Source organism: Nocardioides sp. NPDC051685 (assembly GCF_044453405.1).
Lineage (GTDB): Bacteria > Actinomycetota > Actinomycetes > Propionibacteriales > Nocardioidaceae > Nocardioides.
In genome coordinates this window covers 42565-66095 of the sequence record NZ_JBITCR010000003.1, presented here as the reverse complement: position 1 = coordinate 66095, position 23531 = coordinate 42565, and the positions used below count along the sequence as shown (strand labels likewise).

Here is a 23531-nt window from a genome sequence, read left to right as displayed (position 1 = left end):
TAATAACCTCCATTTTGTGGATATGAAACCCTGACCTCGGCTCATGCAGCGACGGGCGTGTTCACGATAGCCGCGAGGCCCGGCATCCCCGCCCCCACCTGGACGACCGCATCAACAGTCTCGTCCCGAAGGTGTGCTCTGTGGGTGAGCACCGTCGCAAGGACACTGAGCCAGGATTGCACGACCGCCCCTGTCACACGGTGAGCGAGTGTCGCCTGACGTACGTCACCCAGCAATGACCCCGGAAGCGCGACCGACAGGTCGGGAAACATCGATGGGCCATGGATGGCGGCGATCTGGAGATCCCCACGGGCTTCCATCACCGGCTCGTTGTCCACCAGGCGCCAAGCACGGGCCGCCACGACAGCCGCGTCGACGTCGGCCAGCAACCCGACCACGACATCGACGATGTGCGGCGCAGCGTGCCATCGTCCGTCGGGCGGCAGGCCGTCGATCATCACAGCGAACGCGACCGGGCCCGTTCCGGTCAGCTCTTGATCCGTGGTGAGCTGGTCCGCGACCGCAACCGTCAACAGATGGCTGGTCACGATCGTCTTGACCATCCGTCGAAGATCCCCCTCCGGGAAGGGGTCGTCGCTGTTGTCGCCGTCCAACCAGTCGCGTGCAGCCGGCCAAGCGCTGCGGCCCCACGTGAGACCGAGTCCATCGACGAGGGTCGACGCATCATCGACAAGGCGGTCGAGTGCGGCACTTCTACCGACGCTTCGGGCCGCTGCGCGTGCCACCAGTTGCGGATGACCGGCGGCTCTTGCCGACTCCAAAGGAAAGGCGATGTTCACCAACCCGATCATGTCCTCTGGCGAGAAAGCGCAGATCGCGGCGGCATGAGCGGCCACCAGCGGCGTACGCGGTCCCCACCGTTGGTGCGGATCCCAGGACGCCACGACAGGCAGTGTCCACATCCCGTCTGGCACCTCGTCTGAGCGCCGGAGGCTGGCGCTGAGTCGGGCATACTCGGCCTCAGCAACATCGATCGCGTCATCGTCCATCGACACGAGAGTCCCCTCGGGCACACGATGGAGCGACCAACGCAATGGTATGACGCTCGATGGCTCCGCCTGATAGGCGTCGAGGCTGGCTGCCTCCACTGGGGCGCCGAGCTCGAACGTCACCTGCACCATCCCGGCGTCGAACCGCCGGCTGTACGTATCGCCTGGGGCGACACGACCGTCGATCAGCCGCCAGGCAAGCTCATTGAGGATGACAGCCGCATCGTGGGGGCTGAACCGCCAATCATGGCCAGGGTCTTCGCCGGCATCCGGCCGCGCCCACATGTGCACCTCGGGCAGCCCAAGCTCGGCCAGTCCGACCGTGTAGGCGAAGTCGCGGCTGTCGTCCTCGTTGTGAAAGACAGCCAGAACCTGCCACGACGGCTCCCTCGAAAGCTCCTGCTTCTCCGTCATGTGCCCACCGTAGATCTGAGCACCGACATCGAGTCCGGGCTCAGGTCGCGAGACGCCTCGCGGGCCGGGCCTTAGAACGTCTGCGCAACGTCGGCTCCGGCAATTCCCCATCCTCACGTAGGTTCCCCACGCACCGGAGCGTGGGGAACCTACCGACGCGGTGGGAAAGATCCGGGTGAGTGGGGAGTGCCCGGCGCCGCATCACTTCAGTGGGTCGATGATGGCGTCGATGACGACCCGGGCCCAGTCGAGGAGGTCGGGGCCGTCGAGGGGCTTGGCGGGGAAGCCGGAGGAGACCGGGCGCGGGACCATGATGGTCTCCAGCTGCGGCTTGACCAGGGACTTCGGGTACATCCGGTTGAGCCGGACGACACGGGAGTCGGGCAGCGTGACCGGGTGGAAGCGTACGTTCTTGCCGGCCAGGGTGACCTCGGAGACGCCGGCCTGGCGGGCGCGGGCGCGGAAGCGGGCGACCTGGAGCAGTGAGGAGACCTCCGCGGGCGGCTTGCCGTAGCGGTCGAGGAGCTCGGCGGCGACCGACTCGACGTCCTCGTCGGAGCGCACCTCGGCCAGACGCTTGTAGATCTCCAGCCGGAGTCGCTCGCTCGGGATGTAGTCGTGGGGCAGGTGGGCGTCGACGGGGAGCTCGATGCGTACCTCGTTGAGCTCCTCGGCAGCCCCGTCCGGACCGGCCTTGAACTCGGCGACGGCCTCGCCGACCAGCCGTACGTAGAGGTCGAAGCCGACGTCGGCGATGTGGCCGGACTGCTCGCCACCGAGCAGGTTGCCGGCGCCGCGGATCTCGAGGTCCTTCATCGCGATCGCCATGCCACCGCCCAGGTCGGAGTGTTGCGCCAGGGTCGCGAGCCGCTCGTGGGCGGTCTCGGTCAGGGGCTTCTCACCGGGGTAGAGGAAGTAGGCGTAGGCGCGCTCGCGGGAGCGGCCGACGCGGCCGCGCAGCTGGTGGAGCTGGCTCAGGCCGAGGGTGTCGGCGCGCTCGATGATCATCGTGTTGGCGTTGGAGACGTCGAGGCCGGACTCCACCAGCGTGGTGCACACCAGCACGTCGAACTCCTTCTCCCAGAAGTCGACCATCACCTGCTCGAGCTGCTTCTCGTTCATCTGGCCGTGGGCGACCGCGACCCGCGCCTCGGGCACCAGCTCGCGGATCCGCGCGGCCGCCTTCTCGATCGAGTTGACCCGGTTGTGGATGTAGAAGACCTGGCCCTCGCGGAGCAGCTCACGCCGCACCGCGGCGACGATCTGGCGGTCCTCATAGGCCCCGACGTACGTCAGGACCGGGTGTCGCTCCTCGGGCGGCGTGGTGATCGTGGACATCTCACGGATGCCGGTGATCGACATCTCCAGGGTTCTTGGGATAGGCGTGGCCGACATGGACAGGAAGTCGACGGAGGTGCGCAGACGCTTCATCGCCTCCTTGTGCTCAACGCCGAAGCGCTGCTCCTCGTCGACGATGATCAGGCCGAGGTCCTTGAACCGGATGTCCTTGTTGAACAGGCGGTGGGTGCCGACGACGATGTCGACGGTGCCGTCGGCCAGGCCCGCCATCACGTCGGCGGCCTCCTTGTCGGTCTGGAACCGGGACAGGCCGCGCAGGTTGACCGGGAAGCCGGACATCCGCTCCATGAAGGTGCTCATGTGCTGGGAGACCAGCAGCGTCGTCGGCACCAGCACGGCGACCTGCTTGCCGTCCTGGACGGCCTTGAAGGCCGCCCGCACGGCGATCTCGGTCTTGCCGTAGCCGACGTCACCGCAGACCAGCCGGTCCATCGGCACGGGCCGCATCATGTCCTGCTTGACCTCGTCGATGACGGCGAGCTGGTCGGCGGTCTCCTGGAACGGGAAGGCGTCCTCGAGCTCGCGCTGCCAGGGGTTGTCGGGGCCGTACTGGAAGCCCTTGGTCGCCTGCCTGGCGGCGTAGAGCTTGATCAGCTCGGCGGCGATCTCGCGGACCGCCTTGCGGGCGCGCGCCTTCCGCTTCTGCCAGTCGGCGCCGCCGAGGCGGTCGAGGCTGGGTTGCTCGCCGCCGACGTACCTGGTGACCTGGTCGAGGGCGTCGGCCGGGACGTAGAGGCGGTCGGGCGGGGCGCCGCGCTTGCTCGCCCCGTATTCGAGGACGAGGTATTCGCGGGTCGCGCCCTGCACCTCGCGCTGCTTCATCTCGATGAACTGGCCCACGCCGTGCTGCTCGTGGACGACGTAGTCGCCGGGCTTGAGCTCGAGCGGGTCGATCTGCTTCTTGCGTCGCGCGGGCATCTTGACCATGTCGCGCGTCGACGACTTCTGGCCCGAGATGTCCTCGCCGGTGAGCACGACCAGCTGGTTGGCCTCGTCGAGGAAGCCGTGGTTGAGCCGTGCGTGGATGACGGTCACCGTCTTGTGGACGGGCTTGGCATCGTCCCCCGGCTCCTCGGCCAGTCGGGCGGGCACGTCCCGCTCGCCGAGGGCTTCGACCGTACGCTGCGCCGTGCCGTGTGCCGGCTGGACGACGACCACGCGCCAGCTGTCGTCGCGCCAGCGTTCGATGTCGGCCAGCGCTGCGGCGGTGTCGCCGCGGTAGGCCTTCGCGGGCTGCCAGTCGATCTTGCGAGCGGGAACGCCGACGACGTCGGGGTCGGCGAGATCGGCGGAGCCCGAGGAAGCGTGCTCAGTGTCGATCCCGAACGGGCTGACCGACCACCACGGCTTGCCTTGCGCGATGGCGTGGGCGCGTACGTCGGCGAGGTCCTTGTAGGAGGCAGCGGAGAGGTCGATCGGGGCGACTCCTCCGCTGGCCGCAGCGGCCCAGGAGGCACCGAGGAACTCGTCGGCGGTGGCGACCAGGTCGTGGGCCCGGCTGCGGATCCGCTCGGGGTCGAGGAGCAGCACGTGGCTGTCCTCGGGGATCAGGTCGAGCAGCAGCTCCATGTCGTCGACGAGGGCGGGAGCCAGCGACTCCATGCCCTCGACCGCGATCCCGGCGGCGATCTTGTCGGTGAGCTCGATCAGGGTCGGGTGGTCCTCGCCCAGCTTTCGGGCCCGGTCCCTGACCTCCGGGGTCAGCAGGAGCTCGCGGCACGGCGGCGCCCAGAGGCGCTCGGTCTCGCCACCGTGCTCGGCGGGGATGGCGCGCTGGTCAGCGACGGCGAAGTGGCGGATCGAGTCGACCTCGTCGCCCCAGAACTCGACGCGGACCGGGTGCTCCTCGGTCGGCGGGAAGACGTCCACGATGCCACCGCGGACCGCGAACTCGCCACGCTTCTCGACCAGGTCGACGCGGGAGTAGGCGGCATCGGCGAGCTTCGTGACGACGTCGTCGAGGCTCGCCTCCTGGCCCTTGACCAGCTCCACGGGCTCCAGGTCGCCGAGACCCTTGACCTGCGGCTGGAGCACGCTGCGGACCGGCGCGACGACCACCTTCAGCGGACCGTGGACTCCGTCAGCGTCCGGGTGACGGAGTCGGCGGAGCACCGCGAGCCGGCGCCCGACGGTGTCGCTGCGCGGGGAGAGCCGTTCGTGAGGCAGCGTCTCCCAGCTCGGGTAGTAGGCGACCGAGTCGGGCGGCAGCAGGTCGGTCAGGTCGTTGACCAGGTCCTCCGCCTCGCGCGAGGTGGCGGTGACCGCGAGGACGGTGCGCTCCTGGCGTACGAGACCGGTGACCACGAAGGGGCGCAGCGCCTCCGGGCCGGTGACGTCGAGCGCCAGCATCCGGCCGCCCTTGGCCTCCGCCATCACCTCGCTCAGGGCGGCATCGCGCAGGACGAGATCGGCGAGCGGGGCGAGGATCACGGGTGACTCCAAAGTGACGGGCATGCACGAGAGCCCCCGGCCGGGAGGAACAGGGGGTGCGGGCACCAGTCTAGGAGAAGCGCATCAAGACGTTTGACTTCGAGCGCACGCGAAGCCGGAGCGTGCATCGCATGAGATACACGACCATCGGATCAGGCGCCGGCTCCCGGCGCGTCAGCAAGCTCGCCCTCGGCGTGATGAAGTTCGGGACGGACACGGACGTCTCGACCTCCTACGACATCCTCGACCGCTTCGTCGAGGCCGGCGGCACCTTCGTCGACACCTCCAACAACTACGCCTACTGGGCCAACGGCACCCAGGGCGGCGAGAGCGAGACCGTGCTCGGCCAGTGGCGCCGTGACCGCGGGATCGGCGACGAGCTCGTCATCTCCACCAAGGTCGGCGCGCGTCCCACCGACGTCGTCGAGCGTGTCGAGAACGGCTGGGAGAACCAGCGGACCCGGGTTTGGGAGGGCCTGGCTCCGGAGAACGTACACGAGCAGGCCGACCGCTCCCGCGAGCGGCTCGGCGTCGACCGGCTCGACCTCTACTACGCGCACGTGCCGGACATGAACGGCGTGCCGCTGGAGGAGTACGCCGCCGGCTTCGCGGCCCTCGTGAAGGACGGTGTCATCGGCCAGTTCGGGCTGAGCAACCACTGGTCCTGGCAGGTGGAGCGAGCCCGGGCGGTCAACCCGGAGGCGGCGCGGCCGAGCGTGCTTCAGTTTCACCACACCTACCTGCGGATGCGCACGGACATCCCCGACCGGCGGCTCTCGGTCGACGGCGAGATCGGGGTGGCGGACGCCTCGTTGCTCGCGCTGGTCCGGGCCACTCCGGGGTTGACTCTGGTGGCATACACGCCGCTGCTCAGCGGGGCCTACACGAACCCTGCGAAGCCTCTCGATCCCGCCTATGACCACCCGGGGACGACCGCGCGGCTCGCGGTGCTCGACGAGGTCGCTGCCGAGACCGGTGCGACCCGAAACCAGGTCGTGCTGGCCTGGATGCTCGGCGACGCGCTTCCGGTGATCCCGCTGGTCGGGGCGTCGTCGGTCGCCCAGCTCGACGAGAGCCTGGCGGCGGTGGATCTGGAGCTCAGCGAGGAGCAGCGACGTCGGCTCGACGCTGCTGGGCGATGAGCTCGGCGTCGGGGTCGCAGCCCCCGACCGTCGCCTCGTAGTAGTCCACCTTGAACTCGATCGCCTCCAGGTGCGCGGCCGTCTCGGCGAGCTGCGCGCGCACCCGGTCGCGGTGTGCGCGGAGCAGGGCCAGGCGGTCGGACTCGTTGCCCACGCCGGAGCGGACCATCTCGGCGTAGCGCCGGATCTCCCGGATCGGCATCCCGGTCGAGCGCAGCCTGGTGATCAGCGTGATCCAGCCGAGGTCGTCCTCGGTGTAGGCGCGGTGGCCGGAGCCATTGCGGCCGACACCGAGCATCAGGCCGTCGCGTTCGTAGTAGCGCAGCGTGTGGGCGGTCAGGCCGGTCCGCTCGGCCACCTCGGCGATGCTGAGCCCGTCGCTGAGCCCGTCGCTGTGCGCCTGCGTCGTCATGACTCCAGTGTCCGGGTTGGAGTGCACTCGAAGTCAAGTGATTCAGAGTGCGGAGCCGCCGGTCACGTCGAGCGTCTCGCCGGTCACCCAGCGCGCCTGGGGCGAGGCGAGGAAGCCGACGGCGTCGGCGACGTCCTCCGCCGTGCCGATCCGACCGAACACCGACAGCCCCTCGGCCTGCGCTCGCGGCCCGGGGAGGTTGATCCAGTCGGCGTTGATGTCGGTCTCGATCACACCGGGAAGCACGGCGTTGACCGTCGCGCCCCGCGCCGCGACCGGCGCCGCCAGGGCGCGGGTGAGGTTGTTGATGCCGGCCTTGGCCGCGGCGTACGCCAGGTGGGTCGGCGCCGCCACCCGGGTGTATCCGGTCGACACGTTGATCACGCGGCCGCCCTCGCGCATCCGCGCCACGATCGCCTGGGTCAGGAACATCGGCGCGATCAGGTTGACCTCGAGAACGCGGCGAGCGGTGTCCGGGTCGAGCTCGTGGAGCTCCTGGTTGCCGTTGATGCCGGCGTTGTTGACCAGGATGTCGAAGCCGTCCTCGTCGGCGAGCGCCTCCTCGGCCCAGGCGTCGGCGATGTCGGCCGCCGCCTGCGCGCCGTCCTTGCCGAGATCCGCCTCGATCAGTACCGCCCGCGCCCCGGCGGACTCGACGAGCCTCGCGGTCTCCTCGGCAGCCGCCCGGTTCGAGCCGTAGTGGATGCCGATCAGGCCGACGCCGTCGGTGGCGAGACGTACGGCGATGGCGCGGCCGATCCCACGCGATGCTCCGGTGACGAGTGCGTTGCGGGTCATCTCGGTCTCATTTCTGTAGTAGTCGCTAAATAACTCCCTGACGGTTAATGTAGGGATCACTATGGAAATGCGCAAGGCTTCTCGCGGGCGACCTCGCTCCTTCGACGAGGACGCGGTGCTCGACGCCGTGATGAGGGCGTTCTGGGAGCACGGGTACGAAGGCACGAGCGTCGCGACGCTCGAGGCCGCGACCGGGCTCAAGGCACCCAGCCTCTACGGGGCGTTCGGCTCCAAGGAGGTCCTCTACCAGACCGTCCTGGAGCGCTACGCGAGCGAGCACGGCACCGTGCTGCGGCCCGACGGGCCGGCTCGCGAGGCCATCGCGGAGTTCCTGCTCGATGCGGCCGACCGGTTCAGCGAGGGCGGGTTGCCGCCGGGCTGCATGATCTCGACGGCCGCCCTGGGCGTCGGTGCCGCGCAGCGCGGGGTCGCCACCCGGCCGGCCCGGATGCGGGCGCAGACGCTCGACGGGATCGAGCAGCGGCTGCGACGGGCCGTCGACGACGGCGAGCTCCCGGCGACAGCCGACGTTGCCGCCCTCGCCCGCCTCGTCGGAGCCGTGGTCCAGGGGATGTCGGTGCAGGCGATCGACGGCGCCACCCGCGCCGACCTGCGCGCTCTCGCCACGATCACGATGAACGCGTGGCCGGCAACGCGTTGACCGGGAAGGTGAGAACCCGGACGTACGCCGCCACGCTGGCGGCCCTCGCGCTCGCGCTCGCCGCTTGTGGTCAGGCCTCCAGTGCCGGGCCCTCGCCGAGCCCGACGGCGGACGCCTCGAGATCGGCGTCGGCGGAGCCTTCGCCCAGCGACGTACCGTCGTCTTCTCCGGTTGCCCCGAAGCCCGGGTCGGTGCCACCGCCGTGGCTCGGCACCCGGGTGCTGAAGGAGGACGCGGAGGGCTTCGGGATCGCCGCGCCGACGCCGCCGGAGCTGCGCAACCGGGCGTGGACACTGCCGGACGTCGTGCCGATGCTGCCCGGCGACGGGTTCGCCGCCGAGGTCGACATCGCGCCCGACGAGGTCATCGCGCGCTCGACCTGGGCGCCGGGATGTCCGGTCTCACGCCAGGAGCTGGCCTGGGTACGGATGACGTTCTGGGGCTTCGACGGCGCTCGTCACACCGGCGAGATGCTGATCAACGCCCGGGTCGCGAAGGACGTCGTCGGGGTGTTCCGGCGGCTCTACGAGGCGAGGTTCCCGATCGAGCAGATGGACGTCACCACGAAGGCGGAGCGGGACGCGCCGCCGACCGGCGACGGCAACGGCACCGGCGCCTTCGTCTGCCGTGCGGCGAGGGGCGAGACCTCGTTCTCGCAGCACGCCTACGGGCTGGCTATCGACATCAACCCCTTCCAGAACCCGTACGTCAAGGGCGACCGCGTCATCCCCGAGCTGGCCGGCTGGTATCTGAACCGTGACCGGAAGGCGCCCGGGATGATCCACGACGGCGGCGTCGTGGTCCGGGCCTTCGCCGACATCGGCTGGGGGTGGGGTGGCGACTGGAACTCGCTGAAGGACTACCAGCACTTCAGCGAGAACGGCACCTGAGACCCACGCCGACTCGGCGCGACTGTCCCACAAAACCACGTCGACTCGGCGCAACTGCCTCAGGAAATCACGTCGAGTCGGCGCAAATGCCCCAAGGGCTGGGACGCCGCAACGAGACGTGAGGCAGATGCGCCGACTCGGCATTGATTGGCGGGGCAGACGCGCCGACTCGGCATTGACTGGCGGGGCAGACGCGCCGAGTCGGCGGTCAGGCGGACTCGGCCTCGGCGAGCTCGCGCTTCCACTCGCGGAAGGTCTCCTCGGTGCGACCGCGGCGCCAGTAGCCGGAGATGGAGAGGTCGGCCTTCGGGACGCCGCGCTCCTTGAGGAGGTAGGGGCGGATGCCGTGCATCGTGACCGCGGCCTCTCCGTGGACGAAGGCGTGGACGCGGCCGTCGAGCCACTTCAGGTCGCGGAGGGCGGTGACGAGCGGCTGCTCGTGACCCTCGGCGTCCTCGGCGGCGTGATGGGTGTGACCGCCGGTGACCAGCCAGGTCACCTCGACGCCGTCGGGGTGGTCGAGCGGCTGCTCGTGACCCCGCGCGGGAATGTCGATGACGGCGTAGCCGCGGGCATCGGACGGCAGCGCGGCCAGGGCCGCACGGATGGCGGGCAGGGCGGTCTCGTCACCGGCGATCAGGTGCCAGTCGGCCTCCGGGTCGGGCGCGTAGGCGCCGCCGGGGCCGCGGGCCACGAGGGTGTCGCCCGGCTGGGCCGCGGCGGCCCAGGGACCGGCGTACCCCTCGGTGCCGTGGACGACGAAGTCGATGTCGAGGGTGCCGTCCTCGACCGAGGGGTTGAGAGCGGTGTAGGTGCGCACCACCTCGCCGTCCACCTGCGGGAAGACGAGCTTCACGTAGCGGTCCGTGAACACGCTCGACGAGAAGGCGCCGAGGTCCTCGGAGCGGAAGCTCACCCGGATCATCGTCGGACTGAGCCGCTCGGTGGCGGTGACGACGAGGACGGTCTCGGGCTTCGCGGGACGGTTCATGAAGGCAACCCTAACTTGCTTTCAAATGGGCCACGCCGAACCAGCCGCGGTCAACCCGCCGACCGGGTGGAGTGGACGGAACGGGGCTGGGTCGTGTCGGCCGGAGCCGCGGGCGCGGGGATCGCGGGAGCGGGAGCGGGACGCTGAGGCTTGCTGACCAGCGACAGGCTCGGCTCGAGCACCTGCAGCAACTTCTCGACGTGGCCGCGCGCCTCGGTCACCAGCCGCCGAGCCTCGCGTGGCGACCGCTTCCGCAGGTCGAGGAGGTCGTCGTCGGCCGGCCGCCGGATCCGCCGCCGGGCCTTCTGCAGCGGAGCGAGCTGGACCAACGTACGCAACCGGGTGGCCGCGTCCGCCTCCGAACCCGCGGGGCCGCCCAGGGCCGTACGTCCCAGCAGGTCGCCGAGCGCGGCGATCTCGACCAGGGTGAAGGTGCGCTTGACCGCCGAGGGCACCAGCCGGGCGACCTCGCTGCGGTGGGAGCGTTCGGCGGTGATGATCAGGTCGGCGCTCTCGATGTCGGCGACGTCGAGGGGGTAGGCCTGGTGCCGGGCCAGCCGGGTGCCGGCGAGAGCCACCTCGGAGGCGATCATCGGGTCCATGTCGTAACCCTCGAGCGCCTCGCTGCCGGCCGAGATCACCGTGATGCCGTGGCGCGCGAGCCCACCGATCTGTCCGACGCCTTCACGGAGCATCGCCTCGATCGCCGGCGAACGTCGTACGTTCCCGGTGCAGACGACCAGGATCGTCGCGGTGTCCATCGTGCCTACCTTCGAGTTGCCTAGCGATTCTGGAGCGTGGAATCGCGCGTCCACGCAGGCCTTCCCCCCGAACGTGACGAACAGACATTACGCAGTCGGCGTACGGCCCTAGAAACCGACGGAGGATCAATCCCCCATTTGGGGGAACGGGCCGAACACCCGGCCCCGTCATCCCCAGAATCAGGTGAGGATGTGCGATGGCCCCGCGGACCTGCCCTGACGGCGGATGAGCCGCGGACGAGCAGCCTGGCAATGACATCGGACGGAGTGACCTGTTGGACCTGCGCGACTATGTCGCTGCCCTGCGAAAGCGCTGGTACATCGTCGCGGTGCTCGCGATCATCGGCGCCGGCGCGGCCTTCGCGCAGGCGCACGCGAGCCCGCCGCAGTACCGCGCACAGAGCACCGTCTTCGTCTCGATCGCGCGCGGCGCGACGACCCAGGAGCTGGTCCAGGGCTCGACGTTCACCCAGGACATCGTCCAGTCCTACGCCAAGCTCGCCACGATGCCGGTGGTGCTCGACCAGGTCATCTACGACCTCGACCTGGACACGACCCCCAAGGCGCTGGCCGAGCAGATCACCGCGGAGAACCCGCTCGACACCGTGATCATCGAGATCGACGCGGTGGCCACCACCAGCAGCGGCGCCTCCGACCTCGCCAACTCGGTCGCCGACGAGCTCACCACCACGATCACCAACCTCTCCCCCAGCTCCAACAAGAAGTCCGCCGTCGAGGTGACCGTGGTCGCCCGTGCCGATCCGCCCGAGGAGGCGTTCGCACCGCGTACGCGGCTGGCCGCTCTGGTCGGCTTCGCCGGCGGCTTCGGGCTCGGCGTCGCGATCGCGGTGGTCCGTGCCCTGCTGGACACCCGGGTCCGCACCGCCGTCGAGATCGAGCAGCTGACCGACGTGGGGCTGCTCGGCGCGATCCCCCGGCGAAGGGGCAGGCGGCGCTCACGGGGCGCGGTGACCGCCATCGACCCGCACAACGTCGCCGCCGAGGCCTACCGGAGGCTGCAGACCAATCTGCAGTACCTCGACGCCTCCTCCCCGGTCCGCTCGATCGTCGTGACCTCCTCGATCGGTGGTGAGGGCAAGTCGACGACGTCGATCAACCTGGCCCTGGCGATCGCGGAGCAGGGCCAGCGGGTGCTGCTCGTCGATGCCGACATGCGCCGCCCGGCGGTCGCCGACTACTGCGGCCTGGAGGGCGCGGCCGGGCTGACCACGGTGCTGATCGGCAAGGCCGAGCTCGACGAGGTCGTCCAGGTCTGGGGCGACGCCAACCTGCACGTGCTCACCATGGGTGAGATCCCGCCCAACCCCGCGCAGCTGATCGGCTCGCCGCGGATGGCCGACCTGCTGGAGGAGGCGCGCGCGAGCTACGACGTGGTCATCCTCGACTCCCCGCCGCTGCTCCCGGTCGCCGACGGCGCGATCCTGTCCCGCCTGACCGACGGCGCCCTGGTGGTCGCCAACTGCCGCACCATCCACCGTCCCCAGGTCCTGGAGGCCATCGACAGCCTCGAGACCGTCGACGCCCGCTGCCTCGGCATCGTCGCCAACCAGGTCCGCGACACCGCCGCGCACACCTACTACGGCCAACCTGAGCAGGGCTGGTTCGCCCGCCTCCTCTCCGGTTTCGTACGTCCTCGGGACCCGCGTCAGCAGAGCTACCCCGCCGCCGGGAGCTGAGCATGACCGTCGCGACGGCGGTCCGGCTCCGTGCCGGGCACACCCAGCACGCCGGGCGCACCGAGCGCGCGGGCTGGGAGGTGCTGACCGCTCTCCTGGCGGGGGCGGCCGCGTTCCTGGCCGGGACCGACTTCCATCTCGTCCGTGGCCTGACCGTGGGCGGACTGATGGGTGCGGCCCTGGCACCGGTCTGGATCCGGGAGGCCGGCCGCTATCGCGGGGCGGTCCTGGGCGGCGTACTCCTTCTTGCCTGTCTCTTCTCCGCTCTGGCGCTCACCACGTGGCGCTCGGCGACCCACCCACCGACCGAGGCCGGGCTGCTGTTCGAGCTGGTCCCGGTCGTCTCGGCCGTGATGTGCGTCGGGGCGCTCCTGTGGGCGCAGCGGGTGCTGTCGCCGGGCGTCGTGGTCTGTCTCTACGCGGTGGGCTCGTTCATGACCGCGACGATGGGATCCCGGTTCGCCGAGGACCCGTGGCGGTTCGGGTTCGCGGAGCCCGCGACGATGCTGCTGCTCGGGATCTGCCTGATGGTGAAACGGGTCGGCGCCGACATGGTCGCGCTCGGCGCGCTGACCGCGGTCACCGCGCTGTCGGGGGCCAGGTCGATGAGCGCGTTCCTGATCATGACCGCGGTGCTGCTGCTGTGGCAGCACCGGCCGAGGACGGCGAAGCGGACCACCTCCGCGCTGCTCTCGCTGGTGCTGGTAGGTGCGCTGGGGTTCGGGCTCTACCGTGCGCTGGAAGGTGCCGCGCTGGACGGCTATCTGGGCCAGTCGGCGCAGGAGCGCACCGAGGAGCAGACTCGGACCGCCGGGTCGCTCATCCTCGGCGGTCGACCGGAGATCGGGGCGACGGTCGCGCTGATGATGCACGAGCCGCTCGGCTATGGAGCCGGCACCATGGCCACCTCGACCGACATGCAGGTCGCGAAGCAGGGCATGTCCCGTCTGGGCTACGACCCCGACAACGGCTACGTCGAGCACTACATGTTCGGCACCCGGATCGAGGTGCACTCGCTGATGGGTGACCTGTGGGTGTGGTTCGGGCTCGCCGGGCTGGTGCTGTCGGTGTGGCTGCTGTGGCTCGCGGCGTCCTATCTGGGCCGCAGCATGGCTTACCGCACCGGCACCGCGCTCGGCATCTACCTCGCCCTGCAGCTGGGCTGGAACCTCTTCTTCGGGCCGATCATCAGCTCGCTGCCGCCGCTCGCGCTCGCGCTCGGGGTGTTCCTGCTGCAGCGCAACGAGGCCGACCCGGCCCCGCCAGCACCTGCGCCGCGACCGCGGCTGTCACAGCGCCGGAGCCGCCACGGCCGGCGCGCCCGCCGCCGCTACCTCGCCGGAGGGCCGCAGCGTGCGTGAGAGCTGGATCGACTCCGCGCGCGGCGTCGCGATCATCCTGGTCGTGCTCTTCCACGCCGTGATCAACCTCGACCTGGTGGGCCTCGCCGGCCCGTGGTCGCGGCTGGCCTACACCCTCGACACGTTCCGGATGCCGCTGTTCTTCTTCCTCTCCGGCCTCCTCGCTCCGGGGCTGCTCGCCCGACCGCTGCGGGTGGTGCTGCGCACCCGATGCCTGACCCTGATCTACCTCTACCTCCTGTGGTGCGTCCTCCTCGGCGCCTTCCGCGCGCTCCTGCCGCACTCCCCGCCGGGTGGGTTCGCGGCGGTCGCCCGGGTGCTGGTCGAGCCCAACGTCTACCTCTGGTTCCTCTACACGCTCTGCCTGTTCACGCTCGTGGGGTGGCTGACCCGCCGGCTGCCCGCATGGCTCGTCGTCGGGACGGCGCTGATCGTCTCCGCGGTCTTCGCCGCCGGGCTGGTCTCCACCGGCGACGTCCCGTGGGACAAGACATTCCGCTATTGGTTCTTCTTCGTGCTGGCCTCCCGCGCCGCACCTGCGGTGCGCTCGGTCGTGCCGCGGATGCGGCCGGTCCACGTGGTCGGGGTGGGGGTGGCGTACGTGGTGGTGCTGGGGTTCTTCCTCTACGTCTCCTCCGACCGGATCCTCTTCGTGCGGCCGATGCTGGGCCTGCTCGCGGTGGCCGCGGGGTGTGGGCTCGGGGTGCTGATCGCCCGGGTCCCGGCGCTCGGGTTCGTACGCCACCTCGGCACCCGCACCCTCCCGATCTACGTCGTCCACGCCTTCCCGATCACCGCCGCCGCGGCCCTGCTCGCCGGGCGCAATATCGACTGGCCCCCGGGAACCACCCTGGTCGCCGTACCCCTGCTCACCCTCGCCGCGATCCTGCTGGCGCTGGCTCTCGACCGGCTGATCACCGGCCGCATCCGCGGCATCTTCGACTTCCCGATCCCTCACCGACCCGGCACAACTGCCCCACCAGAAACCGCCGAGTCGGCGCAACTGCCTCGCTAGAAACTGCCGAGTCGGCGCAACTGCCTCATGCCTCGCGCGATCCCCACCGGGACAGACGCGCCGACTCGACAACATACGGCGGGACAAACGCGCCGACTCGACGAGCTGCGGCGGGACAGATGCGCCGAGTCGGCTAGCGGGCGTACTCGGTCAGGTAGGAGCCCCAGGCGCCACGGAGCATGCCCACGCCCCGAAGCAGGGTGCGGGTGCCGCGGGCGTGGTGGGTCTGCGAGCCGGCCAGATGGCCGAGGACGACGCGCGAGCCTCCGCCCAGGACACGGACGAGGCCACGAGCAGTGGCCTGCAGTCGGGCGATCAGCCGGCGGGGCGCCGGGGTGAGGTAGACCTGCGCCCGGGAGTCGGAGTTGCCGATGCGGGAGGCGCGGGAGCGTACCCACTCCCGAGTCGCGCGGCCTACGGGAACCAGGTCGTGGACGGGGGCCTCGTCGCACCACACGATCCGGCCACCGTCAGCAGAGAGGGTGCGGGTGAAGACGGTGTCGGAGCCGCCGGAGAGGCCGAAGCCGAAGTCGAAGCGGAGCGAGCCGACCTGAGCCATGTCGAGGAGGAGGTTGTTGGTCGCCGCGGTGGTGACGACGGTGCCGGTGGGGTGCCGCAGACGCCGGAAGAAACCACCCGCAGTGATCCACGGGTCCGGCTCACCCTCGAACCGGGAGAGCACCGGACCGACGACGGCTGCCGCGCCGGTCTCCTCCCAGCACCCGAGCAGGGTCGGCAGCCACTTCTCTGAGGGCTGCTCGTCGTCGTCGATGAAGACGACGACGGCCTCGGGACCGGCCTCGTCCAGCGCCCGGTTGCGGGCGGCGGCGATGCCGGGGGTCGGTTCGTGCACATACCGCACCCGTACGTCACCCCCGGCCGCCTCCGCGACCGCCGAGGAGGCGCTGGGCTGCTCGTCGTTGTCGACCACGAGCAGCCGCGCGCCGGGAACCAGATCGAGCTGGGCCCGGAGCATGCCCACAGCCTCGGCCAACCCCTCAGGGCGCCGATAGGTGAGCATGCAGACCCAGATCACTTGATCGTGACCGTGACCCAGTCGGAGCGGGAGATGTTGCCGAGCGGGTCCACTGCCTCGATCTTGTACTTCTGCGCCGAGCCGCTGGTGCGGCCGGTGTCGGTGAAGGTCATCGCGGTGTGCTTCCAGAACGGGGCCGAGACCTTCACGGTCTTGATCGGCGTGGAGTCGAGCGAGCCGCGGTAGAGCTTGTAGGTGACGGTCGCGTTGTCCTTGTCAGGGTTGCCCGGCCACTTCAGCGTCGCCTTGCCCGCCGACGGAGAGGAGCCGGTCAGCGCCCACTTCGCGCCCTTCAGCGTCGGGCCGACCTTGTTGGGCGCGATGTCCTTGACGGCGAACCGGACCAGACCCTGCTGGGCGACGCCGTTGACCTTCAGGAACTCGCCGCCGTAGACCACGTAGCTGGCGTTGGCGGTCACGGTCCAGGTCGACTGCTGGGCGCTGGTGTAGGTACCGTTGGTCCACTTCGGATACCACTCCAGGAACTCCGGGCGCGGGGTGCCGGGGTGGTCGGGGTAGCCGTACTTGTCGTCGGCGATGTTGGTGCCGCGTACGTCCTGGGTGACCGCGGTCGAGTGATACCAGGCCCGCGGCTTGGTCTCCGGGAAGCCACCGGAGGTGTCGCAGCCGTGCTTGTGGCTGGCCTGGTAGACGGTCTCGGCGGTCGGCCAGACGGCGTAGGTATCGCCGTGGCAGTCCTCGAGCCAGGTGAGCTTGCCGGTGGCCCAGTCGGCCTTGAAGGTTCCCTCGGAGTTGCCGGTGCCGCCGTAGTTGTAGCCGGTGCCGTAGAAGCTGGTGCCGTCGGACTCGAGCGAGAGGATCGCCGACTCGGCGCCGCCGTTGCGGATCTCGTCGTTGACCGGAAGGGCCAGCGAGCTGCCCGAGGAGACCTCGAGACGGGCCAGGCCGTAGCCCGGGTTGGAGGAGCCGTTGACGCTGGTGAAAGCGCCACCGATGACGATCTTGGTGCCGTCGGAGGAGACCACGATGTCGTTGACGTTGCCGCCGGCGACCTTCGGGTTCATCGGCAGCAGGCCGGTGCCGGTGTCACCGGGCTTGACCGCGGCGACCTTCGTACGCACCGTGTTGTCGGCCGAGGTGAACACGCCACCGTAGAAGACCGCGGTGGACGTGGCCTCGACCGCGTTGGTGGTCGAGTTGAAGATCGGCCGGAAGCTGGTCACCTTGCCAGTGGCGAGGTCGATCGCGGCGCCCCGGTAGCGGTTGACGCCGTCGACCTGGGTGAAGCCGCCCGCGACGTAGAGCAGCTTCTTGTCGGGCGAGAGCGCCATGTCCTTGACCTGGCCGTTGAACTTCGGCGCGAAGGTGGTGATCAGCTTCCCCGTCGAGAGCTGGTAGGCCAGCATGTTGGATCGCGGCGTCTCGCTGGTGCCAGCCGCGGCGCCCGCCGGGCGGGCCGAGGTGAAGCTGCCGCCGACGTAGACGATGTCGCCGACGATCACCTGCTTCCAGGCGACGCCGTCGATCTGCACGGTCGGAAGTACGTCGGCGGAGACCGTCGTCGGGAGGTCGGTGTCGGTCGGCGCGGTGTCCGCGGAGGCGGAGGTCGTCGCCAGGGTCAGGCTCGTGGCCACGAGCGCCAGCACAGCCAGGATCGGCTTCATCACATCTCTCATCGTGGGGGAGGTTTATCATTGGGGACGGCCCTTGAAGACCACCACGTCGGCGCCGTTGCCCAGATCGAGCTCGACGCGTACGGGGCGGGCTTCCACGGGGATCTGGAAGACGTAGACGCCCTTGGCCGACTCGCCGTCGGCGACCGAGGCCGGGAACGGCACCTCGCCGTCGGAGGCGACGCTCACCGCCGGGGTGCGCTCCGGACCGTAGTAGGCGTTGACCACACCGAGCGCCAGGTCGAGCTTCTTCCCGGTCTCGTTCGTCACCTTGACGGTGATCGCGAGGGCAGGGCCACCGATCTCACCGGGCAGGCTCGCGGTGGCCTGGACGGAGTCGATCCTGGCCAGCCGCGCCGTCACGCCCGGGGCGGTGGTCGCGACGGCCTTCAGGCCGAGTGCGCGGTTGCCCTCCGACGACTCGTCCGCGGTCTCGTCCTCCGTCTCGGAGGCCGACGCGGACTCCTTCTCGGACGGGGTCGCCGTCGGGGAAGGCGCGGCGGCCACCGTCGAGTCCGTCCCGGCATCGGCCGGGCCGGACGAGTGACGCACGACGAGCGCGACCGCGACGCTCACGAGGACGACGGCAGCGACGGCTGCCGCGACGTACATCCTCGAACGCGGGACGTGACTGAGCATGGGGGATCTTCCGCGGGCGGGGTCGGACAAAGACATCTGTTCAAAGACGTTGCATTCAAGCCCAAGTCCGACGCCCGCGGGAGGATCCAGGCGCCCACTCCCCAAGATCGGGTATGCCGCCTACGGCTCGATCACCTTCAGGTCGTCGTAGCTGACCTCCACCGGCGTGGTGCCGATCGTCGAGGAGCCGAAACCGCGCAGCATCACGCCGCCCGCGAGCTGGTTGGCCGCGGTCGAGTCCGAGAGCTCGTACGTCCACCCCGACGGCTCCGCGGAGCCGGCCGGCCACACCTTGGTGCGCACGGTCGCGGGCGCGGTGCCGGTGACCTGGAGGCGTACCTTCAGCCGGTCGCCGGGCGCGACGCTCAGGCCCGGGACGACGTTGGCGCCGACGACCGGGGTGCCGCTGCGTACGAGGTGGATGCCGACGGTGCCGTCCGGGTTGAACCGGAGCCGGGAGGCGTAGTGGTCGGTGCCGGAGACGCGGGCCCCGAGGATCGACCAGACGTAGCCGGCGTCGGGGAGCCGGGAGACTCCGACGCTGACGGTCGCGTCGACGTCGGTCGCCGAGACCTCGCCGAGCCGGGACTCGGTGGTGCCACCCGGGGTGACCGCGTGCCGGCCGCGCCCCTCGGAGACCGAGAAGTTGCCCGCGGTGCCGGTGGTGCGGGTCCAAGCACCACCGGAGTCGGCCGTGCCCCAGCCGCTGGCCTCGGCCCGCTCGAAGGTGTCCGCGGCGACAACGCCCTCGGCGGGCGGCGCCGGCACGCCCGCGACGTCGACGGTCACCCACTCGGTGGACGACTGGTTGCCGAAGGCATCCTCGGCGACGACGCGGTAGCTCTGGGTGGTGCCCGGGGGCGCCGCGGTGTCGAGGAAGCTCTGCGTGGTCTGCTTCCAGAACGCCGCGGTGACAGCCTGCGTATGGATCGGGGCGGCGGTCGAGCCGCGGTAGACCTGGTAGGTCACGGTCGCGTTGTCCATGTCCGCGTTGCCGGGCCAGGTCAGCCGGACCTGGCCGTCGGCGGGCGAGGTCGCCGTGAGCCCGAAGTCGGCACCGGACAGGGCCGGACCGACATCGTTGGGCGCGATCGTCTTGACCGCGAAGTGCACCAGGCCCTGCTGGGCGACCCCGTTGACCTTGAGGAACTCACCGCCGTAGACGACGTAGTCGGCGTTGGCCGCCACCGTCCAGGGCGCCTGGTTGGAGCCGGTGAAGGTGCCCGGGGTCCACTTCGGGTACCACTCCAGGAACTCCGGCCGCGGGGTGCCGGGGTGGTCGGGGTAGCCGTAGATGTCGCGGGTGTTGGTGCCGCGTACGTCCTGGGTGACCGCGGTGGAGTGCTGGAAGCTGCGCGGGCTGGTCTCCGGGAAGCCGCCGGAGTTGCCGCAGTAGTGCTTGTGGCTGGCCTGGTAGACCGTGTCGGCGGTCGGCCAGATCGAGTAGGTGTCGCCGTGGCAGTCCTCGAGCCAGGTCAGCTTGCCCGTGGCCCAGTCGGCCTTGAAGGAGCCCTCGAGGTTGCCGCCGCTGCCGTAGTGGTAGCCGCTGCCGTAGAAGCTGGTGCCGTCGGACTCGAGCGCGAGGATCGCGGAGTTGGAGCCACCGTTGCGGACCTCGGAGTTGACCGGCAGCGACAGCGAGGCGCCGGTCGCGACCTTGATCCGGGCCAGTCCGTAGCCCGGGCTGGACCAGCCGTTGACCCGGGTGAAATTGCCGCCGATCACGATGTCGGCGCCGTCGGGTGAGACCACGATGTCCTGCACGGAGCCGTTGGAGACGGTCGGGTTCATCGACAGCAGGCCGGTGCCAGTGTCGGTGGGGCTGACGGCCGCCAGCTTCGTACGCGCGGTGTTGTCCGCGGAGGTGAACACGCCGCCGTAGAAGACCGCGGTGGACGTCGCCGCGACCGCATTGGTGGTCGAGTTGAAGATCGGCCGGAAGCTGGTCAGTGCGCCCGTGGCCAGGTTGATCGCGGCGCCGCGGTAGCGGTTGACCCCGTTGACCTGGGTGAAGCTGCCGGCGAGGTAGAGCAGGGACTTGTCGGGTGAGAGCGCCATGTCCTTGACCTGGCCGTTGAGGCTCGGCGCGAAGCCGTCGATCAGCTCACCGGTGGAGAGCCGGTAGGCCAGCAGGTGCGTCCGCGGCGTCTCGTTCGTCCCGGCCGCAGCGCCCGCAGGGCGTGCGGAGCTGAAGTTGCCCCCGACGTAGACGGTGTCGCCGACGATCACCTGCTTCCAGGCGACCCCGTCGATCTGCACCGTCGGAAGTACGTCGGCCGAGACCGTCTCCGGCAGCTCCGGGTCGACCGGAGCCGTGTCCGCCGTCGCCCCTCCCGACATGACCAGGCTGCTCACCCCGAGAACAGCTGCGACCGCCCCGGCCGCCAGCAGACGCCACTCGTGAATCCGCGTCATCATCCATCCCTGCACAAGGCGGCCACCTCGGCCGCGACACGGCAGTGTCGCGGAGGACCGCAGCCATCCGCCCGCCAATCGCCCTTCCCATCCCCTGAATCGGGTATGTGTTGGACCCAGGAGCCCAACCCGCGCAAACTGCGTGGTGCAGACTCCCGCAGCGTCAGTAGGCTGCACAGTCCACAGGAAGGCACATGTCTTTGACTGTCCCGCCCGGCCCGTCCCGGATCATCCTCCTCGGCATCGCCGCGGTCGTCACCGTGGTCGCGCTGTCCTCGACCTACGTGCTGACCAGGGGTCAGTCCGAGGTGCCCCCGCTGCGTACGGAGAGGAACTACTCCAATCTGCCGCCCGACGACTTCGGCGGGCCGGTGACGTTGACGCCCTCTCCGTCGTCGGCGTCCCCGTCCGCCTCCTCGACCAGCTCGACCAAGCCCTCGGCCGGCGCGTCGCCGGGAGGTCGACCCTCGGACCAGTCGAACCGGTCCGGCGACCGGCCCTCCGGGCAGGAGCCGCGCGAGGGCGAACCGCTGAGCTCGCCTCCCCCGGGTGCGGGCTCGCCGGGGCCGCGCGACACCGGCGTACCTCCGAAGAAGAAGCTGCGGGTCCACAACGGCGACCTGGTCATCAGGACTCCCGGAGAGGTGGTCGACGGCCTCGAGGTGCATGGGCGCATCAGCGTCGAGGCGCCGAACGTGACGATCCGCAACACCTTGGTGATCGTGCCGACCGGCTCGGAGACCGCCGGGATCTCCAACAACAACGGCAACGGCGCGGGGATGCTGGTCAGCAACGTCGAGGTGATGGCCGAGAACGCCGCGCCGGGCGTCAACGGGGTGGTCGGTCACGACTTCACCCTGGAGAGCTCGGAGATCCACCACGTCACCGACCAGGTCCACATCACCGGCAGCAACGTGATCGTCCGCGACAACTGGCTCCACGACAACTACCACTTCGAGAACGACCCCTACCAGGACGGCGGGGCCTCCCACGACGACTCGATCCAGATCATCGGCGGCAGCAACATCACGATCGCGGACAACCGGTTCACGGGTGCCTACAACGCCGGCGTGATGATCACCCAGAGCATCGGCGACGTCAGCGACGTCACGATCCGCGACAACCTGCTCGGCGGAGGCGGCTGCACCGTCAACATCGCCGAGAAGAGCCGGGGCCCGATCCGCGGCACGGAGATCCACGACAACCGGTTCCTCAGCGACCAGCGCGTCGACGGCTGCGCGATCATCCACCCGTCCTCCACGAAGGTCAACCACTCCGGCAACGTCTGGGACGACACCGGCCGCCCGGTGACGCTCACCCGCGGCTGACGTCCCGGCCTGACAAGCGGGGCCCGAGCGCGCCCCGCACCGTCACCACCAGCGACATCACGTCGCGGCGGATCGGCGGGAAGACGAGCAGGAGCGCGTACGCCGCGGACCCGGCCACCACGCAGACCGGCACCGTCACCCCGGGGTGCTGCCCGTGGAGGGCCTGGGCGGTGGCGTACGCGCTGGCCGCGACCGCACCGGCGACCAGCAGGATCCGGGCCGCGCCCAGGTAGAGCGGGCCGACCCGGAGCCGGGTGCGCCGGGAGATCCACCACAGCGACAGCGGCCACTCCAGCAGGTGGGCGGTCGCGTAGCCGACCGCGACGCCGGTGATCCCGTAGCGCACCCCGACGAGCACGCAGACGACCTTCAGGGCCGAGGCGACCAGGGTGTAGTGGCGCAGCTCGGTGATCAGGCCGTGGGCGAGGTAGACCCAGTAGCCGACGTAGGCCAGCGTCTGGAAGAGGCCGGCGCAGGCGAGCAGGGCGAAGACGCCGGCGACGTCCCAGCCGGGCCCGAGGAAGAGGGCGCAGACCGGCACCGCGGCCCCGGCGACCAGGCCGAGCCCCGCGCCGAGGCTGTAGCCGAGCGCGATCTGGCCGCGCTGCACGAACCGCTGGGTGAGCGCCGGGTTGTCGCGGATCCTGCTCAGCACGGGCAGCGCCACCGTCGTGGTGGGGCCGCGCAGCTGGCCCAACGGGTTCATCAGCAGCTGCCAGGCGCGGTTGTAGGTGCCGAGCTGGTGGGCGCCCAGACGGGTGCCGATGAGCACGGAGTCGATGTTGCTGGCGGCGTAGTTGATCAGCTGGGTTCCGGCCAGCGACCAGCCGAAACGGAGAAACTCGCCCATCTCCACGCCGCGCCGCGGGCGTCCGGGGAGCCAGCCGGCGAAGAGTCCGACGGCCACCAGGGCGACAGCGCCCTGGACCAGCTGCTGGACGACGAGGGCCCAGTAGCCGGCGCCGTTGGCCGCCGCGTACGCCGCGATCCCGAGGGCCAGCAGCGGCGCCAGAGTCGTGGCGGCGGCGAGCCGGGTGAAGAGCATCCGGCGGGTGAGGTCGGCGCGATACTGGGCGCCCATGCCGTTGAGGACGAACATTCCCGACATCGCGGCGGTCAGGGTCGTCAGGGCCGGCTCGTCGTAGAGGGCGGCGATGAGCGGGGCGGCCGCGACGGCGACGAGCGCGAGGCCGAGACCGAGGGCGGTGTTGAGCCACCACAGGTTCGTCTGCTGCTCGCGCGTGAGCACCTTGGCCTGGATCGCGGCGGTCGAGAGCCCGAGGTCACGGAAGATCTCGGCGACCGCGACGACCGCCAGGACCATCGCGACCAGGCCGTAGTCGCGAGGCGTGAGCAGCCGGGAGAGCACCGCGACCGAGGCGACCTGGACCAGGATGCGTACGCCCTGCCCGCCGAGCACCACCAGCCCGCCTCGGGCGGCGCTCCTGCCGAGCCCGGTGTCCTGCTCCACCGTCACGCCGCCACCTCCGTAGCGCAAGCGCGAGAATACGGACGCGGCGGCGTGTTGATCTCACCGT

General features: G+C 70.3%; 18 protein-coding genes. 7 read left to right on the top strand and 11 right to left on the bottom strand.

Features of this window, described 5'->3' with window-relative positions; all coding sequences use genetic code 11:
* Nucleotides 1-41 precede the first annotated feature (41 nt).
* Complete coding sequence (locus ACIA03_RS10325) at nucleotides 42-1424, bottom strand: hypothetical protein (protein ID WP_396981927.1); 1383 nt, start codon at nucleotides 1422-1424, stop codon at nucleotides 42-44.
* Nucleotides 1425-1625: 201 nt separating this feature from the next.
* Entirely contained in the window at nucleotides 1626-5237 is a 3612-nt protein-coding gene (mfd, locus tag ACIA03_RS10320; protein ID WP_396981925.1) for a transcription-repair coupling factor, read from the bottom strand.
* Between the two features lie 107 nt (nucleotides 5238-5344).
* Here mfd and ACIA03_RS10315 point away from each other — a divergent pair, with 107 nt between their 5' ends.
* A complete protein-coding gene (locus ACIA03_RS10315) occupies nucleotides 5345-6355 on the top strand; it encodes an aldo/keto reductase (protein ID WP_396981923.1) in 1011 nt (336 codons plus the stop codon).
* Here ACIA03_RS10315 and ACIA03_RS10310 read toward each other — a convergent pair.
* Both ACIA03_RS10310 and ACIA03_RS10305 read right to left on the bottom strand, forming a co-directional pair.
* Nucleotides 6312-6767: a MerR family transcriptional regulator gene (locus ACIA03_RS10310; RefSeq protein WP_396981921.1), complete on the bottom strand. Its 456-nt coding sequence runs from the start codon at nucleotides 6765-6767 to the stop codon at nucleotides 6312-6314. The genes ACIA03_RS10315 and ACIA03_RS10310 overlap by 44 nt on opposite strands.
* 42 nt (nucleotides 6768-6809) lie before the next feature.
* The gene (locus ACIA03_RS10305; protein WP_396981919.1) at nucleotides 6810-7565 is read right to left on the bottom strand and encodes an SDR family NAD(P)-dependent oxidoreductase; all 756 of its coding nucleotides are present in this window, start codon (nucleotides 7563-7565) and stop codon (nucleotides 6810-6812) included.
* Between the two features lie 67 nt (nucleotides 7566-7632).
* On the opposite strand from ACIA03_RS10305, the gene ACIA03_RS10300 reads away from it, so the two are divergent.
* A complete protein-coding gene (locus tag ACIA03_RS10300; RefSeq protein WP_396981917.1) occupies nucleotides 7633-8226 on the top strand; it encodes a TetR/AcrR family transcriptional regulator in 594 nt (197 codons plus the stop codon).
* Nucleotides 8208-9116, top strand: a complete 909-nt coding sequence (locus ACIA03_RS10295; protein WP_396981915.1) for a M15 family metallopeptidase — start codon at nucleotides 8208-8210, stop codon at nucleotides 9114-9116. Before ACIA03_RS10300 ends, ACIA03_RS10295 begins: the two co-directional genes overlap by 19 nt.
* 208 nt (nucleotides 9117-9324) lie before the next feature.
* Here ACIA03_RS10295 and ACIA03_RS10290 read toward each other — a convergent pair whose 3' ends face one another.
* Nucleotides 9325-10107, bottom strand: a complete 783-nt coding sequence (locus ACIA03_RS10290) for a siderophore-interacting protein (RefSeq protein ID WP_396981913.1) — start codon at nucleotides 10105-10107, stop codon at nucleotides 9325-9327.
* A 50-nt stretch (nucleotides 10108-10157) separates the two neighbouring features.
* Complete coding sequence (locus ACIA03_RS10285; RefSeq protein ID WP_396981911.1) at nucleotides 10158-10868, bottom strand: hypothetical protein; 711 nt, start codon at nucleotides 10866-10868, stop codon at nucleotides 10158-10160.
* Nucleotides 10869-11143: 275 nt separating this feature from the next.
* Here ACIA03_RS10285 and ACIA03_RS10280 point away from each other — a divergent pair, with 275 nt between their 5' ends.
* Genes ACIA03_RS10280 through ACIA03_RS10270 form a run of 3 tightly spaced genes read left to right on the top strand, consistent with a single transcriptional unit; the run spans nucleotide 11144 to nucleotide 14941 of the window.
* Entirely contained in the window at nucleotides 11144-12565 is a 1422-nt protein-coding gene (locus ACIA03_RS10280) for a polysaccharide biosynthesis tyrosine autokinase (RefSeq protein ID WP_396981909.1), read from the top strand.
* A gap of 2 nt (nucleotides 12566-12567) precedes the next feature.
* The gene (locus ACIA03_RS10275; RefSeq protein WP_396981907.1) at nucleotides 12568-13926 is read left to right on the top strand and encodes a hypothetical protein; all 1359 of its coding nucleotides are present in this window, start codon (nucleotides 12568-12570) and stop codon (nucleotides 13924-13926) included.
* On the top strand, nucleotides 13919-14941 hold the full coding sequence (locus tag ACIA03_RS10270; RefSeq protein WP_396981905.1) for an acyltransferase family protein: 1023 nt from the start codon (nucleotides 13919-13921) through the stop codon (nucleotides 14939-14941). Before ACIA03_RS10275 ends, ACIA03_RS10270 begins: the two co-directional genes overlap by 8 nt.
* 133 nt (nucleotides 14942-15074) lie before the next feature.
* Here ACIA03_RS10270 and ACIA03_RS10265 read toward each other — a convergent pair whose 3' ends face one another.
* The 4 genes from ACIA03_RS10265 to ACIA03_RS10250 form a co-directional block, all read right to left on the bottom strand.
* Nucleotides 15075-15962 (bottom strand): glycosyltransferase family 2 protein, encoded by an 888-nt coding sequence (locus ACIA03_RS10265; protein WP_396981904.1) that lies wholly within the window; start codon nucleotides 15960-15962, stop codon nucleotides 15075-15077.
* 11 nt (nucleotides 15963-15973) lie between these two features.
* Complete coding sequence (locus ACIA03_RS10260) at nucleotides 15974-17602, bottom strand: hypothetical protein (protein WP_396981903.1); 1629 nt, start codon at nucleotides 17600-17602, stop codon at nucleotides 15974-15976.
* A 27-nt stretch (nucleotides 17603-17629) separates the two neighbouring features.
* On the bottom strand, nucleotides 17630-18250 hold the full coding sequence (locus tag ACIA03_RS10255; protein ID WP_396981902.1) for a hypothetical protein: 621 nt from the start codon (nucleotides 18248-18250) through the stop codon (nucleotides 17630-17632).
* Between the two features lie 120 nt (nucleotides 18251-18370).
* A complete protein-coding gene (locus ACIA03_RS10250) occupies nucleotides 18371-20665 on the bottom strand; it encodes a hypothetical protein (protein ID WP_396981901.1) in 2295 nt (764 codons plus the stop codon).
* A 194-nt stretch (nucleotides 20666-20859) separates the two neighbouring features.
* On the opposite strand from ACIA03_RS10250, the gene ACIA03_RS10245 reads away from it, so the two are divergent.
* Nucleotides 20860-21993 carry a right-handed parallel beta-helix repeat-containing protein gene (locus ACIA03_RS10245; protein ID WP_396981899.1) on the top strand — a complete coding sequence of 378 codons (1134 nt, stop codon included), beginning with the start codon at nucleotides 20860-20862 and terminating at the stop codon, nucleotides 21991-21993.
* Here the strand turns inward: ACIA03_RS10245 and ACIA03_RS10240 are convergent.
* The gene (locus ACIA03_RS10240) at nucleotides 21980-23470 is read right to left on the bottom strand and encodes a lipopolysaccharide biosynthesis protein (RefSeq protein WP_396981897.1); all 1491 of its coding nucleotides are present in this window, start codon (nucleotides 23468-23470) and stop codon (nucleotides 21980-21982) included. The two genes, ACIA03_RS10245 and ACIA03_RS10240, sit on opposite strands and share 14 nt — an antisense overlap.
* Between the last annotated feature and the right edge of the window lie 61 nt (nucleotides 23471-23531).

Bases quoted from the DNA above. Each gene is read 5' to 3' on its own strand.
- ACIA03_RS10325 (WP_396981927.1), bottom strand. From the start codon at position 1,424: ATGACGGAGAAGCAGGAGCTTTCGAGGGAGCCGTCGTGGCAGGTTCTG.
- mfd (WP_396981925.1), bottom strand. From the start codon at position 5,237: ATGCCCGTCACTTTGGAGTCACCCGTGATCCTCGCCCCGCTCGCCGAT.
- ACIA03_RS10315 (WP_396981923.1), top strand. From the start codon at position 5,345: ATGAGATACACGACCATCGGATCAGGCGCCGGCTCCCGGCGCGTCAGC.
- ACIA03_RS10310 (WP_396981921.1), bottom strand. From the start codon at position 6,767: ATGACGACGCAGGCGCACAGCGACGGGCTCAGCGACGGGCTCAGCATC.
- ACIA03_RS10305 (WP_396981919.1), bottom strand. From the start codon at position 7,565: ATGACCCGCAACGCACTCGTCACCGGAGCATCGCGTGGGATCGGCCGC.
- ACIA03_RS10300 (WP_396981917.1), top strand. From the start codon at position 7,633: ATGCGCAAGGCTTCTCGCGGGCGACCTCGCTCCTTCGACGAGGACGCG.
- ACIA03_RS10290 (WP_396981913.1), bottom strand. From the start codon at position 10,107: ATGAACCGTCCCGCGAAGCCCGAGACCGTCCTCGTCGTCACCGCCACC.
- ACIA03_RS10285 (WP_396981911.1), bottom strand. From the start codon at position 10,868: ATGGACACCGCGACGATCCTGGTCGTCTGCACCGGGAACGTACGACGT.
- ACIA03_RS10275 (WP_396981907.1), top strand. From the start codon at position 12,568: ATGACCGTCGCGACGGCGGTCCGGCTCCGTGCCGGGCACACCCAGCAC.
- ACIA03_RS10265 (WP_396981904.1), bottom strand. From the start codon at position 15,962: ATGCTCACCTATCGGCGCCCTGAGGGGTTGGCCGAGGCTGTGGGCATG.
- ACIA03_RS10260 (WP_396981903.1), bottom strand. From the start codon at position 17,602: ATGAAGCCGATCCTGGCTGTGCTGGCGCTCGTGGCCACGAGCCTGACC.
- ACIA03_RS10255 (WP_396981902.1), bottom strand. From the start codon at position 18,250: ATGCTCAGTCACGTCCCGCGTTCGAGGATGTACGTCGCGGCAGCCGTC.
- ACIA03_RS10250 (WP_396981901.1), bottom strand. From the start codon at position 20,665: ATGACGCGGATTCACGAGTGGCGTCTGCTGGCGGCCGGGGCGGTCGCA.
- ACIA03_RS10245 (WP_396981899.1), top strand. From the start codon at position 20,860: ATGTCTTTGACTGTCCCGCCCGGCCCGTCCCGGATCATCCTCCTCGGC.